This window comes from Sporomusaceae bacterium, from assembly GCA_031460455.1.
Lineage (GTDB): Bacteria > Bacillota > Negativicutes > Sporomusales > UBA7701 > Anaeroselena.
Map to the genome: position 1 here is coordinate 1 of JAVKTQ010000019.1, position 14,418 is coordinate 14,418.

A 14,418-nucleotide genomic window follows, 5' to 3' on the forward strand; every position below is an offset into this window, starting at 1 on the left:
TACGCCCGACCATGGACGGTCGGGCGAGGCGACAACGGGCATGGACGCCCGTTTGGCGCCGGTACGGCTGAGTCGGCGCAAGTCTTACAGCGCGTCTCGCCCTTCAGGCATAAGCGACCACATCGCCGCTAAAGCGGAGTGTGCCTGCTTATCCGCAGACGCGCAAGCGGCGATAGAGCTGCCGCGCGCGACAAGGCAAATCGTGCCGTTAATCGTCTTCTTATATTATCGGCGGCAGCGGCGCGGAGCTGCCGCGCTGAGTCTGGCCGCCGCCCTTCTCCGCCTGGGCCGCGGCCCGCGCCAGGCGCTTGATCCCCTCCTGCAGCTCCGCGGGCCCGTTCGTCGCGAAGCACACGCGGAACTCCCGTTCTCCCTCCGCGCCCGGATAAAAAGCATCTCCCGGCACGAAGCTCACCCCCTGCCGGCCGGCCTCGGCCAGCAGCATCCTCGTCGTAAGACCTGGAGCAGTCAGCCGGCACCAGAAATAAAAGCCCCCGCCCGGCGCCGCGTAGCTCAGCCGCTCGCCGGCGAACCGTCTCAGCGCCTGGGCCATCGCGTCCCGCCGCTGGCGGTATTCTCGGCGGACGGTCGCCAGATGCTCGTCCAGCCCCCCGGAAACGGCGAACTTGTAAAGCAGCCACTGGGCCAAATTGTTGCTGTGCAGATCGACATACTGCTTCTCCTGCGCCAGGCGGTGGATGACCGCCTCCGGGGCGACCACCCAGCCCACCCGCAGTCCCGGAAAAACAATCTTTGAAAAAGTGCGCAGATATATCACCCCGCCGTGCTGGTCAAGCGCCTTCAGCGGCGGCGGCGGCTCGCGGTCGTAGAACAAATCGCTGTACGGGTCGTCCTCGATCACCGCCAGGCGGTGGCGGGCCGCCAGCGCCAGCAGTGCCTGCCGCTCCGGCTGCGGCATAACCCGCCCGCTCGGATTCTGATATGTCGGCATCACATACAGCAGCTTCGGCCGGTAGCGGATAAGATAATCCTCCAGCAAATCGAGCTGCAACGGCCCCGGCGCCGGCAGCGTCAGCAGCCGCGCCCCCGCCGCCTGGAAAATCTGCAGCGCCCCCATATACGTAGGCGCCTCCACGATCACATAATCCCCAGGGTTCAAGAAAACCTTCGCCAGCAGGTACAGCCCCTGCTGGGATCCCGCCACCACCGCCACATTTTCCGCCCTCGCCGGCACCCCTGCCGCCGCATGGCGCGCGGCCAGCGCCTCCCGCAGCGGCCCGTAGCCCTCGGTCGCGATATGGCCGAGGTCGCTCATCGCCAGATTCCCCGCGCCGAGCAGCCCCTGAAACGCCGCCCACGGGTACAGGCGCGGATCGGGCATCCCCGTCGCCATCGACACCCCGGCCGACGCATCCATCGCTATCAGATCGCGAATAATGCCGGATACCGGGCTCTGCCATGCCGGCACCAGCAGCTGGTGCCACGGCATCGGCTGCACCGCCGCCTCGCCAGTGCCATCCGCCACATACGTGCCGCTGCCCACCCGCGTCCGCACCAGCCCCATCTCCTCCAGGCGGCGGTAAGCGTTAATCGCCGTCGTCCGGCTCACCCCGCACCGTTCCGCCAACTGACGCTCCGGCGGCAATTTTGTCCCCGGCCGCAAAGTCTGGTTCTTTATATGGGTGGCGATCCGGGCGGCAATCTGCTCATACATCGGCTCCGGCCCGGCGCTCTCGGTTGTTAAATCAATGGACACATCCATTTGACAAGAACCTCCTGTTGCATAGCCAATTATCGCTTAAAATATTAAATTGGATATTTACCGCGCATTTCCTGCCGGCTATCATAAAGAATAAAACCATCACAGGGAGCTGACACCATGACCAGCGTCATCACCGCCGACCTCCGCCGCGGCGCCCTCGACACCCTCCCCCTCCTTCTCGGCGTCGTACCCTTCGGCGTCACCTTCGGCATCGTCGGCCTCACCGTCGGGCTCACCCCCTTCGAAACCATCCTCATGTCCCTCATCGTCTTCGCCGGCGCCGCCCAATTCATCAGCGCCACTATGATCGGCCTGGGCGTCACCGACTTTACCCTCATCGTCCTCACCACCCTGCTCATCAACCTCCGCCACCTCCTCATGGGCGTCTCCCTCGCCCCCTGGCTCACCAGTCTGCCTCTCGCTCGCCAGGCCCTCCTCGCCTTCCTCATGGTCGACGAAAGCTACGCCATAACCATCGACCGGATCGCCAAACACGGCTACAGCGAAAGCCATCAGCTCGGCGCCAGCAGCGCCCTCTTCGTCGCCTGGGCAGCCGCCACCGTCGCCGGCGTCCTCATCGGCGAATACATCCCCGACCCGCTCGCCTGGGGACTCGACTTTGCCCTGCCCGCCACCTTCCTTGCCATGCTCGTCCCCCGCCTCGACTCGCGCGCCAGCCTCATCGTCTGCAGCATCGCCGCCGTCGTCGCCGTAGGCGCCGCCCTCTACCTCCCCGGCAAATGGTACATCATCCTCGCCGCCCTCGCCGCCACCCTCGCGGGCGGCATCATGGAAAGCGGCCCCCAAAAGGAGGAAACGGCATGAGAAGCGACATCGTTATCATCATCCTCGGCATGGCCGCCGTCACCTTCCTCACCCGATTCGGCGCCCAGCTCGCCTTCCGGCAAACAGGCATCCCCGCCTGGCTCCACCGCTGGCTCAAACATGTCCCCACCGGCATCCTCACCGCCCTCATCGTCCCCGCCCTCGTCCTCCCGCGCGGCGTCCTCGATCTCACCTGGCACAACCCCTACCTCCTTGCCGGCATCGTCGCCGCCCTCGTCGCCTGGCGCTTCCGCAACATGCCGCTGACGATGGGGATAGGGATGGCCACCATCCTCCTCCTCCGCTGGCAGTCTTAGCGACCGTTGATAAGCCCCCATCTGCGGCGTTGTTCCTCAGAGCGCTTGCTTGCGTACATTCCGAGTACGCGGCGCGGCGCGCTCGCACCCTTTCGGGTATAAGCGACCACATCAACGCTAAAGCGTTGTGTGTCTGCTTATCCGGTGCGCCTTGCATCTGGGGGCTTCTGAACGGTCGCTGGCTTTTTCTCGGGCATTGATAAGCCCCCATCTGCGGCGCACCCGCAAGGGGTAGGCCGCCGTTCTAAAGCGCTGAAGCGCTAAGAACGGCGCACTTGTTCCTCAGAGCGCTTGCTTGCGTACATTCCGAGTACGCGGCGCGGCGCGCTCGCACCCTTTCGGGTATAAGCGATCACATCAACGCTAAAGCGTTGTGTGTATGCTTATCCGGTGCGCCTTGCATCTGGGGGCTTCTGAACGGTCGCTGGCCTTGTCTTTGGGCGTTGATAAGCCCCTATCTGCAAGACCCGTAGGGATACCGCAGATAGGGGCTTTTTACGCGCCCTCGCGCCGCTGCGTGGCCACAAAAAACTCGATAAATCTTACTGCCCGGCTGGGAAATAATACCGCAGGAAAATTGCTCCACCCTCGCGAAACCGTTACAGCAGAAAGCGTAAGGAGGCTTTTCCATGCGCGCCAAACTCCTCGTCCTGCCGCTAGCCCTCCTCCTCGCCGCCGTCCTGTTTGCCCCGGTCGCCCAGGCCGCCCTACCCACCCGCACGCTCGAAGGCTTTTGCGGCGCCCCCTGGGGCGCTAGTCAAGCGGCGACCAAGGAGGCCCTCGCCCAAGGACCCTTCAAAGCCGTCCTCGAAGGCGAAGACAACGACATCCTCGTCTACCGCGGTGAATTCGGCGGCTACCCTGCCGACTTCAGCTTCATCTTTGCCGCCGGAAAACTCGCCGGCGGCGTCATCCTCATCCCCGACCCCGACGGCGCGGTCTTCAAAGACCTCAACAAGATCCACGCCGCCAAGTTCGGCCCCCCCGACCTCACAAGGCAGAATCCGGACGGACCTATTACCTACTGGCTCTTCCTCAGCCCCTACAAGCCGCCCCCCGACTTCGCCTACATCACCACCATGAGGACCAAAGGCGCCTTCGTGGAAAACCACAAGCACAAGGACCGCCCGGCGGTCGCCATCTCCTGCTTCGACGACGAACTCGAACGCCAGTACCGCCAAGCGCGGGCCGCCGCCAAAAACAAATAAAAAAAGCCTCCCGTCAGGGAGGCCAGCGCGTGAAAAAGCGGCCGAAGCCGGCCGCCATACATCAGTGATTCGCCAGAATATACTCTTTTATCTCCGCCAGGGCCCGCTTGCGCTCCGTCGCCTTCACCAGCACGTAAAGCGTTTTCTTGCGGCGAGAACGGCGGATGGTATCCTCGCAGACAACCAAATCTTTGTCGATCCTGTTAAGTACGTCGTATACAGTCACCCGTCCCCCACCTCCCACTTATGTTAACATCAGTTTAGCAGACCGGCCGGCGCTTGTCTTGTTGAAAAACTTGGATTACAATCCTGGCCGCCTGGCGGCTGCTCAATAAAGCATATTAACCCACAAATAAGCAGGTATACCGACAAATCTCGACGAAACATGCTCTGCTAGAGAATGTTTTTATCACAACACAGCGGGGTGACATCTTGATCTTCAGCATCCACCTGACCAATCTCCTCAAAGCATTCTCCCTCGCCCTCGAACTGGCCGACGGCGGCCTTTCCCGCCACCACTGGCGCACCGCCATGATTGCCGACAGCATCGGCGGCCACCTCGGGCTGGCCCAGGGGCCGCGCCAAACCCTCCTCTACGCCGCCCTCCTCCACGACATCGGCGCCGCCGCGAGGTGGGAAGAGAAAAACAAGCTCTACAGCCACAAGCCCGTCCCCCATCTTTACCAGCACGCCGAGGAAGGCTACCGCCTGCTCGCCGACAACCCCCTGTTCAAAGCTATGGCCAAACCCATCCGTCATCACCACGACCGCTGGGACGGCTCCAGCCCTTCCGGCCTCGCCGGCAAAGACATCCCTATCGCCGGGCGCATCATCAACCTCGCCGACACCATCGAAGTCCTCATCGACGACAACCGCTACATCCTCGACCAGTGCGACGACATCCTCGCCGCCCTCGCCCGCCAGAGCGGCAGCCAGTTCGACCCCGAACTCGTCAACGCTCTCGGCGAGATCGCCTGCCAGGACAGCTTCTGGTTCGACCTCGCCACCCCCCACTACTACGACCACTTCTTCCGCGGCCTCCAGAGCCACGGCCAGATCCGGCTCGACATCGACGGCCTCCTCAGCGCCGCCGAAATCTTCGCCACCATCGTCGACCGTACCAGCCGCTTCACCGCCACCCACTCCCGGACGGTCGCCTCGGTAGCCTCCTATCTCGCCCGCGCCACAGGCTACTCCGACGCCGAAACCAAAATCATGCGCGTCGCCGGCCTCCTCCACGACCTCGGCAAACTCGCCGTCCCCAACCACATCCTTGAGAAGCCCGGCAAACTCACCCCCCGCGAATTCATGATCATCAAGCAGCACGTCTACTATACCCACCGTATCCTCACCCAGATCGACGGCTTCGAGCTAATCGCCGAATGGGCCGCCTTTCACCACGAAACCCTCGACGGCACCGGCTATCCCTTCCGTATCCCGCCGGCCAACCTCCGTCTCGGCTCCCGCATCGTCGCCGTCGCCGACGCCTACGCCGCCCTGCGCGAGCACCGGCCCTACCGCCCCGGCCTGTCGCCCGGCGAAGTCGAAAAAATCATGCTCGACATGGCCGCCGCCCGCCGCCTCGACGCCGACATCGTCCACACCCTCCTCGCCGCCGGCGACGACATCGAAGACACCCTGCCCGCCGCCTGCTTCGTCTGAGTCTTACAAACATTGCCTTTGCCGATGCTGTTGACATTTCCGGCCCGAGAAGCTAAAATAGTTATCGGACCAATGCCGGTATAGCTCAGTTGGTAGAGCAGCGCATTCGTAATGCGCGGGTCGGAGGTTCGAGTCCTCTTATCGGCTCCACAAGCGCGAAAAGCCCCGCAGAAATGCGGGGCTTTTTAATTTGTACGATATGAAGCCCCCGGCATCTGCCGGGGGCTTCGCCGTCTTTAATCAGCCAAATCCAGACCCATAAAAACATCCACCAGCGAAGGATCGAACTGCGATCCCGCGCAGCGACTGATCTCGGCCAAGGCCGCATCGTGGCTCATCGCCTTGCGGTACGGGCGGTCGCTCGTCATCGCGTCATAAGCGTCCGCGATCGCCAGCAGCCGGCACTCCAGCGGAATGCTCTCTCCCGCCAGATCCAGCGGGTACCCCTTGCCGTTCCACCACTCGTGATGCCGCAAGATCCACTCCGCGATCGGCAGCAGCTCGTTTGACGCCGCCGCGATCCGGTAGCCCACATCGCAGTGGCGCTCCACCTCTTTGCGCTCCTGGGGCGTGAGCGGGCCGGGCTTGCTCAGGATAGCGTCCGGGATACCCACCTTCCCCACATCGTGGAACTGGGCAAAAAGCGCCAAATCCCCCAGCCGCTCCTCGCTCAGCCCTGCCGCTTCCCCCAGCCTCGCCGTCAGCGACTCCAGCCGGGAGCCGTGTTCCTCGGTCGCGAAATCCCGTTCCGTCAGCAGGCGGCGCAAAATATTCACGATCGCCCCGCGGGCGCTCTTGCCGCGGTACAACCTGTCGCGGTACATATTATCATCGGCCGCCCGGAAAAGCTCCCGCATCGGCGTCCCGTTATCCTCCCCCACAGCATACCCCAACGACAGGCTGAGAGCCGGCGAACTTCCGCAGTTATCCTCCTCCGTCGTCTTCATAATCCGCCGGCCGGCCTGGCGGAGATCCTCCATCGTCACATCGCTCAGCAGCACCGCGAACTCGTCGCCGCCTATCCGGGCAACCAGATCCTCGTGTCGGAAGCACGCCATCAGCGTCAGCGCCGTGCGTTTTAAAAGCTCATCCCCCGCGTCGTGGCCCAGCGCGTCGTTCACCACCTTCAGCCCGTCCACATCCACGATAATCAGCCCCACCGACCCGCCGCGCCGGCGGTCGAGGCGCTTCAGCTCCTCCTCGAAATAGCCGCGGTTATAAAGTCCCGTCAAAGCATCGCGGTACCCCATCTCCGTCAGCCGTTCCTCCAACTGCTTCCGTTCCGTCACATCGCGCGTCGAGCTCTGATAAAGCACCCCCGGCAGCGGGCAGCCGTCCACCTTCACCACCATCGTCTCCATCCAGCGATACACCCCGTCCTTGCGGCGGTATCGCGCCGTCACTCCCCCGAAAGCCGCTCCCGTCATCATCATCTTCCGAAAAGGCTCCAAAATCGACTGCAGGTCGTTCGGGTGCGCCATCTCGAACGGCGTCTTGCCGATAAGCTCCTCAGGCTCGTACCCCAGCAGCGTCCGGATAGCCGGCGAAGCATAAACATAGCGGGCCCGTTCCCCGTGCAGGCACAGGCAATCGCGGCTGTTCTCCGAAATCATCCGGAACATCAGCTCGCCCTCCGCCAGCTTCTGCTGCGCCAGACGGGCCTCCGTCGCATCCTCCAGCAAAACACCCAGCCGCGCCCCCTTGAGCGGGAAAATCCTCATCCGCAGCCACCTAATCCCCGTGGCCGTCTCCAGGCGCTTCTCCGTCGTCAGGCGCTTCCGCGTCGCCGCCACCTCGGCCAAAGCCGAAAACAGGCTGCCGGTGAGCGGGCAATCGGCATGCTCAACGCTTCCGGGCGTCATCCCCAGCAGCCGCGCGGCCTCCGGGCTCTCGTACACCAGCCCGAAAGACGCGCCTGCCGCAGCCGGCGCAAACACCAGCAGGCCCTGCCCCATATTCTCCACGACCTCCGCATAATCCACCACGCCCAAACGTTGATACACAAGCCAAGCCCCCAAAAACAAAGTATTGTAAAATTCTTGCCATCAGTCGCCACCTCCTGCAAAATACGGAAAAAATAGAAAAATAATGAAACTACTGACCGCGCCCGGCGGACAACAACCCCGCCAAACGCCGAAAAAACGCCCAAAAGCCTCCCGCAGCCACGGGAGGCTTCTTCACACCCTACAAAAGCAGACGCAACAGCTTCGCCCGCATTTTTTATCGACAATAACCTACCCCATAATCCCTGTCCCGCGGCCGGCCTCTGCCGCCCGCCGGGCCGCCGCTTGGCGCGTAATGCGGTTTTTGCCGACCGACAAAGCATTCTGCCCAAATTGCGCCCGCCCGCCCCGCGGACACCGACAAATATTTTGCGTCGCCTGGATGTAAAATTTTACCAACAAGTCCATTGGGACTTAAGTGCATAATTGCTGGCCGGCAATGGCAGCATATGCACAGATTGGTGCGGGAAAACAATAAAGGAAAGAATGGAGGAAACAGGATGAAAAAAATAACCCTCATCGCGCTGCTCGTCTTCGCCTTCACCAGCGTGGCGTCCGCCGCCCCCCTCATGGACTTCGAAAAAGGCAAAGTCGCCCTCGACTACACCTTCCGGCCCAGCCTCGACTTCAGCGCCACCGGCACAATCAGCGGCTACGCCGGCGACCTGCCCGTAATAGGGAGTATCAATCAATCGTTCAGCTTCAGCGGCTCGCGCGACTTCAGCGGCGACTCCAACGTCGAGCTCGGGTTGACTTTCGGTATTGGAAACAAATGGGCACTACAATACCGCCAGTACAACCCCACCGGCAACATCTGGAGCTACCGCGATACCAACCCGAGCGATTCCAGCGAATACATCCAAATCGGCTTCGACGGCAAAATCCGCTCCGACGAATACAACCTCCTTTACAGCTTTAACAAAAATTGGGCCGGCTTCGTCGGCGCCGTCCGCTACAAAGGCGGCGTCTCCGCAGGCGGCAGCGCCAGCATCAATGGCTGGTCCGGTGGGCTCACCATCCCCGAGCTGTGGTCCGACGACCAGGATACCTTCCAATTCGGCGTCGTTGGCTCCTACAATATCGCCAATAAAACAAACCTCTGGGGCCTCGCCTCCTTCGGCAGCGACTACCGCAACTGGGAAGCCGGCCTCTCCTACGACCTCGGCAAAGACATCCAGCTTAACGTCAGCTATCGCGACACCAAGTTCGACAGCCTCAAATTCGCCGGCGCCAACATAAACGCCCCGGCAGGATTAGAGTCCAGCCACGCCAGTGTCACCAGCGACGTCACCGTCAAAGGCTGGGGCTTCGGTCTCACCTACAAATTCTAACACCGCTGTCCCCGCACCGCCGCCCCGCAAGGGGCGTCTTTTTTTACCGCCTGTTCTCCCACCCCGGAGCCGGGCCCAGCGGCCAATCGGGGTACGCGTACTCCGCCCGTTCCGCCGCCACCACCGCCCGCACCGCCGCCGTCACCAGCTCGCCCACCGACTCGCCCCGGTAGCGCGCGATCCTCGCCGCCTCCTCATAAACCTCCTGCGGCAGCTCCACCGTCACCGGAATCCCTTGCTCCATACCGTCTCCTCCTCATCATCTCGTGCCATTAGCTTATCCCCCCGCCGCCGCCTTATTCCTCCTCCCGCCCTGCCAAACGACCCGCCTCCGGCATATAATCTTATAACAGATGCAAAAAAAGGGGGGAAACCATGGACGCCAACGCCGAAAAACTCCTCTACGCTCTCTACGCCGAACGCAACGCCAAAAAACCGCAGATGAGCGCCGCCGCCCAGAGCATGGGGCTCGCCGGCGAAGCCCTCGGCCGCGCCGTCAACGCGCTCTACACCGCCGGCCTCATCAGCGGCGTCACCGTCAAATTCGGCGAAGAAGACGACAACCCGGTCGCCTTCGTCACCGACAACATCATCCTCACCCGTCGCGGCGCCGCCCACGTCGAAGAAACCCTCGGCCTGGACGACGACTCCTCCGCCATCCAGAAACTGCGCGCCATCCTTGTCAAAGCCGCCGCCCCGGAGTGGGAACACGTCAAAGCCATCGCCACGAAAGCCCTCGAAGACCACTACCAACCCGGCTAAGTATTTATTCAGCCCCTTATCTCAGCCCGCCAAAGCAAAAAAGGACCGCACGGTCCTTTTTTGTCGTCCCCGCAAAACCATCGCCGTCGCGACATGACCGGGGAAAACAATCTCTGCGCACCGCACAGCTACTTTTTAGCCAAAATACTTGTCGGCCAAAGATTGGAGATGATAAAATCGACACTGTATTAACAGCGCCTTATTATCGAAAACCAAAGGGTGGTTGCATTGTACTCGGCAAGATGGGCACTCGTTGCCCTCATCGGCATAAGCTTCCTTGTTATCGGCGCCCTGTCGCTTGTTGCCTGGCGACGCCGCCGGAGCCCCCTCGGCCGGGCCTTCTTCCTCTTCACCCTTCTCATTGCCATCTACACCTTTGGCTATATGTGCGAACTCGCCAGCGACACCCTGCCGGCGATCAGGTTCTGGCTGCGCGTCGAATCCGTCGGCATCGCCTTCCTGCCGGCCGCCTGGATCATCCTCGCCGTCCACCACACCAAAACGAAAAACGATCAGTGGACCAAGCTCAAAGCCGTCCTGCTCATGCTCTCCACCATCACCTTCCTGCTCAGCAACACCTCCGAGCTTCACCATCTTCACTACGGCCCCCTGCGCCTCAACCCCGACGCCCCCTTCCCGGTCGTCGCCTTCCAGCCTGGGCCGTGGTACTGGATACACTCCGCCTACATCAACCTCGCCGTCCTCTACGGCAACCTCCTCTTCGCCCGCGCCTGGCGGAATACGTCCGCCGAAAAAAGCCGACAGGCCTTCGTCCTCTTCCTCGGCTCCCTGTTCCCCTGGGGCGTTTACATCGCCTACCTCATGAAAGCCATCCCCTGGGGGATCGACCCTCACCCCGCCGCCTTCCTCGTCCCGGCGCTGCTCTATGCTTGGGCCGCCTTCGGCCTCGACATGCTCGAGACCGTCCCCCTCGCCCGCCAGGAAGTATTCCAGCGGCTATCCGACAGCCTCCTCGTCTTCGACCGCGAAGGACGCCTCGCCGACTTCAACCTCGCCGCCGTCCGCGCCTTTCCCGTCCTCGCCGACGGGGCGAAAGGCAGGCAAGGCCGCGACCTCTTCCGGGAATACCCGGCCATGCAGACCATTTTGGACGGCGCTGCCGAAGAACAGACGATGTACCTCGTCGCCGACGGCGAGCGGGTCAACTATCAGCTCCAGCGCATCGCGCTGCATGACAGCCAAGGCGAAGACGCCGGCGCCATCGTCGTCCTCCGCGACATCACCCGTTTCTCAGCCATCGTCGAAGGCCTGCGCCTCCAAGCCGCGACCGACCCGCTCACCAAAGCCTGGAACCGCACCCGCTGGAAAAAGATCGGCAAAGAACTGGTCGCCCACGCCCGCCAAAACAATAACCCCCTATCCCTCATCCTCGCCGACCTTGACGACTTCAAACTCGTCAACGACACCCACGGCCACATATCCGGCGACAAAGTGCTCGCCGACTTCGCCGACACCTGCCGCCGCAGCCTGCGCGCCGAAGACATCTTCGGGCGTTACGGCGGCGACGAATTCGTCATAATCCTGCCCGGCGTCGACAAAGCCGGGGCCACGGCGCTGGCGGAGCGGCTCAGGCAGGCCGTCGAAGCCATGGCGGTCGCCGACGGCGACGAAATCGTATCCGTCACCGCCAGCTTCGGAGTCATAACCGCCCAGGGCGGCGAAGCGCTCAGCCTCGACGACCTCGTCCGCAAAGCCGACACCATGCTCTACGAAGCCAAATACGCCGGCGGCAACCGCGTCTGCGTCCACCAATAGCCACACAAAAAGGACCCCGCGAGGGTCCTTTTGTTTATGTATTTTTTCTGGCGGCTTCGCCATCGCTACCGCGTTGGCCTCTATCGGCTTTTCTCTTAAAGCATTGTGGGCGACCCCTGGCGTTTTGGATTCGCCACCATTAAGCGGGGCGGCGGCCGCTACTTAGCGAAAGCGCCGCGAACGAAACCGTACGCCCGACCATGGACGGGCGGGCGAGGAGCCATCAGTCACGGACGACTGTTGGCGACGGTACGGTTGAGTCGGCGCCGAGTTTAGTAAGACCGCCGCCAGGAGCGCGGTGGCGAAGCTAAAACGCCAGTACAGGGCGCCAGCCGCATCCCCGGCAGGGGCGCAAACTCATGCGCCGAAGCTCCGGGTTTATACCCATACATACATACTCCCCCCGCCCCCGGCGTATACTAAGACACTACGCATCGGAGGTGCATCGGCATGATGGGTTTCGGCTACGGGTACGGTCCTGGGATGGTGGGGTTCATGAGCGGCTTCGGCATAGTGTTCGCCCTGTTGCACATCGCGATAATCGTCTACGTCCTGTGGCAGTTCACGCAAATCTCGCGTTCCCTGCAGCGCATCGCCGCCAGCCTGGAGAGAATGGGGAAGGTTCCCGAAAAACCGCTGGAGTAGGTGTCAGGCCGTTGATAAGGCCCCATCTGCGGCGTACCCGCAAGGGGCAGGCCGCCCCTCTAACCGCTGAAGCGCTAAGAGTGTCGCACTTGGCCCTCCGGGCGCTTGCTAGCGTACGTCCGAGTACGCGTCGCTGCGCCATCCCCCCGCGCGCTATGCCGTCCATGGCGCGCTCGGGACTAGGCCCGTCCAGGGCCGTCGTCGGAGCCGCCTTGCATCTAGGGCCTTCTGAACGGCCTGACGCGGCAAGCTATAGGTATTGTTAGTCCCGGCCTTGCGAAAAAGCCGCAAGGCTTTTCTTTTTCCGTCCCCCCAATCGCTTTAGTTGGTATATTGTCGCTATTATGATAAAATAATCTATTATAGCCACGTACGCCCTATCAACCGGCAACGGAACTAATACCAGCAAGGGAGCATAAAGCCATGTCCACACCCGAACACCACATCGGCGGCAACTTCATCCACGACATCATCGACAAAGACAACGCCAGCGGCAAATACGGCCAGCGCGTCCACACCCGCTTCCCGCCCGAGCCCAACGGCTACCTCCACATCGGCCACGCCAAATCCATCTGCCTCAACTTCGGCACCGCCCTCAAATACGGCGGCAAATGCAACCTGCGCTTCGACGACACCAACCCCAGCAAAGAAGAAACCGAATACGTCGAATCCATCATGGAAGACGTCCGTTGGCTGGGCTTCGACTGGGAAGACCGCCTCTTCTACGCCTCCGACTACTTCGCCAAGCTCTACGACTACGCCTGCGACCTCATCCTCGCCGGCAAGGCCTACGTCTGCGACCTTTCCGCCGAACAGATCCGCAGCTACCGCGGCACCCTCACCGAGCCGGGCAAAGAAAGCCCCTACAGGGACCGTCCGGTCGCCGAAAACCTCGACCTCTTCGAGCGCATGAAAAACGGCGAATTCCCCGACGGGGCCCGCGTCCTCCGCGCCAAGATCGACATGGCCTCCCCCAACCTCAACCTCCGCGACCCCGTCCTCTACCGCATCATGCGGGCCCACCACCATCGCACCGGCGATGCGTGGTGCATCTACCCCATGTACGACTACGCCCACCCCCTCTCCGACGCCTATGAAGGCATCACCCACTCCATCTGCACCCTTGAATTCGAGGCCCACCGGCCCCTGTACGACTGGTGCGTCGACATCCTCGGCGAATTCAGGCCCCGCCCCGTCCAGATCGAATTCGCCCGCCTCAACCTCACCTACACCGTAATGAGCAAACGCAAACTGCGGGCCCTCGTCGAAAACGGCCGCGTCGCCGGCTGGGACGACCCCCGCATGCCCACCATCTCCGGCCTGCGCCGCCGCGGCTACACCCCCGAAGCCATCCGCGATTTCTGCGGCCGCATCGGCGTCGCCAAAGCCGACAGCGTCGTCGACTTCGCCCTTTTGGAGCACTGCGTCCGCGAAGACCTCGGTCCCAAGGCCCCCCGCCTCATGGCCGTCCTCCGCCCCCTCAAAGTCGTCCTCACCAACTACCCCGAAGACAAGATCGAACCCCTCATCGTCGAAAACAACCCCGAAGACGAAGCCCTCGGCACGCGCAGCGTGCCCTTCGGCCGTGTTCTCTACATCGAACAGGACGACTTCATGGAAAACCCGCCGCCCAAATACTTCCGCCTCACCCCCGGCGGCGAAGTCCGCCTCAAAGGCGCTTACATCATCAAATGCGAAGAAGTCGTCAAAGACGCCGCCGGCAAAATCGTCGAGCTCCGCTGCACCTACGACCCCGAAACCAAAAGCGGCTCAGGCAGCACCCGCAAAGTCAAAGGCACCGTTCACTGGGTATGCGACACTTACGCCCTGCCCGTCGAAGTCCGCCTCTACGACCATCTCTTCCCCTACGAAGACCCCGAAGCCGGCGACGAAGACTTTTTGAGCCGCGTAAACCCCGACTCGCTCGTCACCCTGTCCGCCCTCATCGAGCCCTTCGCCGTCAACGCCAAAAGCGGCGACCGCTTCCAGTTCATCCGCCACGGTTACTTCTGCGTTGACCCCGACGCGACAATCGAAAAGCCCGTCTTCAACCGCATCGTCGGCCTCAAGGATTCCTGGGCGAAAATACAAAAATAAGCCGCTGCGCTGAGCAGCGCAGGCGGCTAACCACCCGGGGGCGGGTACTGCTCCGGAGCGGATGAAGGA

13 protein-coding genes and 1 tRNA gene are annotated in these 14,418 nt (G+C 62.4%); 10 read left to right on the plus strand and 4 right to left on the minus strand.

Translation table 11 applies throughout. The features are described 5' to 3' along the window. Positions 1 to 220: 220 nt before the first annotated feature. Positions 221 to 1,723, minus strand: coding sequence for a PLP-dependent aminotransferase family protein (locus RIN56_18475; GenBank protein ID MDR7868784.1), 1,503 nt, complete (start codon positions 1,721 to 1,723; stop codon positions 221 to 223). A 117-nt stretch (positions 1,724 to 1,840) separates the two neighbouring features. Here RIN56_18475 and RIN56_18480 point away from each other — a divergent pair, with 117 nt between their 5' ends. From RIN56_18480 to RIN56_18490, 3 genes are all read left to right on the plus strand, one after another. Then, positions 1,841 to 2,548 (plus strand): AzlC family ABC transporter permease, encoded by a 708-nt coding sequence (locus tag RIN56_18480; GenBank protein ID MDR7868785.1) that lies wholly within the window; start codon positions 1,841 to 1,843, stop codon positions 2,546 to 2,548. Further along, positions 2,545 to 2,865, plus strand: a complete 321-nt coding sequence (locus tag RIN56_18485; protein ID MDR7868786.1) for an AzlD domain-containing protein — start codon at positions 2,545 to 2,547, stop codon at positions 2,863 to 2,865. The genes RIN56_18480 and RIN56_18485 overlap by 4 nt, the downstream gene beginning before the upstream one ends. Before the next feature lie 629 nt (positions 2,866 to 3,494). Further along, complete coding sequence (locus tag RIN56_18490; GenBank protein ID MDR7868787.1) at positions 3,495 to 4,073, plus strand: hypothetical protein; 579 nt, start codon at positions 3,495 to 3,497, stop codon at positions 4,071 to 4,073. Between the two features lie 61 nt (positions 4,074 to 4,134). Here the strand turns inward: RIN56_18490 and RIN56_18495 are convergent, their stop codons facing one another. Then, entirely contained in the window at positions 4,135 to 4,299 is a 165-nt protein-coding gene (locus RIN56_18495; GenBank protein ID MDR7868788.1) for a hypothetical protein, read from the minus strand. Between the two features lie 206 nt (positions 4,300 to 4,505). Between RIN56_18495 and RIN56_18500 the strand changes: the two genes are divergently transcribed. Continuing rightward, on the plus strand, positions 4,506 to 5,735 hold the full coding sequence (locus tag RIN56_18500; protein ID MDR7868789.1) for an HD domain-containing protein: 1,230 nt from the start codon (positions 4,506 to 4,508) through the stop codon (positions 5,733 to 5,735). Positions 5,736 to 5,809: 74 nt separating this feature from the next. After that, positions 5,810 to 5,885, plus strand: a tRNA-Thr gene (locus RIN56_18505). Positions 5,886 to 5,971: 86 nt separating this feature from the next. On the opposite strand, the gene RIN56_18510 is transcribed toward RIN56_18505, so the two are convergent. Next, positions 5,972 to 7,738 (minus strand): diguanylate cyclase, encoded by a 1,767-nt coding sequence (locus RIN56_18510; protein ID MDR7868790.1) that lies wholly within the window; start codon positions 7,736 to 7,738, stop codon positions 5,972 to 5,974. A 500-nt stretch (positions 7,739 to 8,238) separates the two neighbouring features. Between RIN56_18510 and RIN56_18515 the strand changes: the two genes are divergently transcribed. Beyond that, on the plus strand, positions 8,239 to 9,069 hold the full coding sequence (locus RIN56_18515; GenBank protein ID MDR7868791.1) for a hypothetical protein: 831 nt from the start codon (positions 8,239 to 8,241) through the stop codon (positions 9,067 to 9,069). 43 nt (positions 9,070 to 9,112) lie between these two features. On the opposite strand, the gene RIN56_18520 is transcribed toward RIN56_18515, so the two are convergent. Beyond that, positions 9,113 to 9,313 (minus strand): hypothetical protein, encoded by a 201-nt coding sequence (locus tag RIN56_18520; protein ID MDR7868792.1) that lies wholly within the window; start codon positions 9,311 to 9,313, stop codon positions 9,113 to 9,115. 131 nt (positions 9,314 to 9,444) lie between these two features. On the opposite strand from RIN56_18520, the gene RIN56_18525 reads away from it, so the two are divergent. The 4 genes from RIN56_18525 to RIN56_18540 all read left to right on the plus strand — a co-directional run bounded on the left by RIN56_18525 (position 9,445) and on the right by RIN56_18540 (position 14,349). Then, positions 9,445 to 9,831 carry a hypothetical protein gene (locus tag RIN56_18525; GenBank protein MDR7868793.1) on the plus strand — a complete coding sequence of 129 codons (387 nt, stop codon included), beginning with the start codon at positions 9,445 to 9,447 and terminating at the stop codon, positions 9,829 to 9,831. Positions 9,832 to 10,059: 228 nt separating this feature from the next. Further along, complete coding sequence (locus tag RIN56_18530; protein MDR7868794.1) at positions 10,060 to 11,607, plus strand: histidine kinase N-terminal 7TM domain-containing protein; 1,548 nt, start codon at positions 10,060 to 10,062, stop codon at positions 11,605 to 11,607. A gap of 450 nt (positions 11,608 to 12,057) precedes the next feature. Next, on the plus strand, positions 12,058 to 12,252 hold the full coding sequence (locus RIN56_18535) for a hypothetical protein (GenBank protein MDR7868795.1): 195 nt from the start codon (positions 12,058 to 12,060) through the stop codon (positions 12,250 to 12,252). Between the two features lie 423 nt (positions 12,253 to 12,675). After that, complete coding sequence (locus RIN56_18540) at positions 12,676 to 14,349, plus strand: glutamine--tRNA ligase/YqeY domain fusion protein (GenBank protein MDR7868796.1); 1,674 nt, start codon at positions 12,676 to 12,678, stop codon at positions 14,347 to 14,349. The last annotated feature ends 69 nt before the right edge of the window (positions 14,350 to 14,418 follow it).

Bases quoted from the DNA above. Each gene is read 5' to 3' on its own strand.
- RIN56_18475 (MDR7868784.1), bottom strand. From the start codon at position 1,723: ATGGATGTGTCCATTGATTTAACAACCGAGAGCGCCGGGCCGGAGCCG.
- RIN56_18480 (MDR7868785.1), top strand. From the start codon at position 1,841: ATGACCAGCGTCATCACCGCCGACCTCCGCCGCGGCGCCCTCGACACC.
- RIN56_18485 (MDR7868786.1), top strand. From the start codon at position 2,545: ATGAGAAGCGACATCGTTATCATCATCCTCGGCATGGCCGCCGTCACC.
- RIN56_18490 (MDR7868787.1), top strand. From the start codon at position 3,495: ATGCGCGCCAAACTCCTCGTCCTGCCGCTAGCCCTCCTCCTCGCCGCC.
- RIN56_18515 (MDR7868791.1), top strand. From the start codon at position 8,239: ATGAAAAAAATAACCCTCATCGCGCTGCTCGTCTTCGCCTTCACCAGC.
- RIN56_18520 (MDR7868792.1), bottom strand. From the start codon at position 9,313: ATGGAGCAAGGGATTCCGGTGACGGTGGAGCTGCCGCAGGAGGTTTAT.
- RIN56_18525 (MDR7868793.1), top strand. From the start codon at position 9,445: ATGGACGCCAACGCCGAAAAACTCCTCTACGCTCTCTACGCCGAACGC.
- RIN56_18535 (MDR7868795.1), top strand. From the start codon at position 12,058: ATGATGGGTTTCGGCTACGGGTACGGTCCTGGGATGGTGGGGTTCATG.
- RIN56_18540 (MDR7868796.1), top strand. From the start codon at position 12,676: ATGTCCACACCCGAACACCACATCGGCGGCAACTTCATCCACGACATC.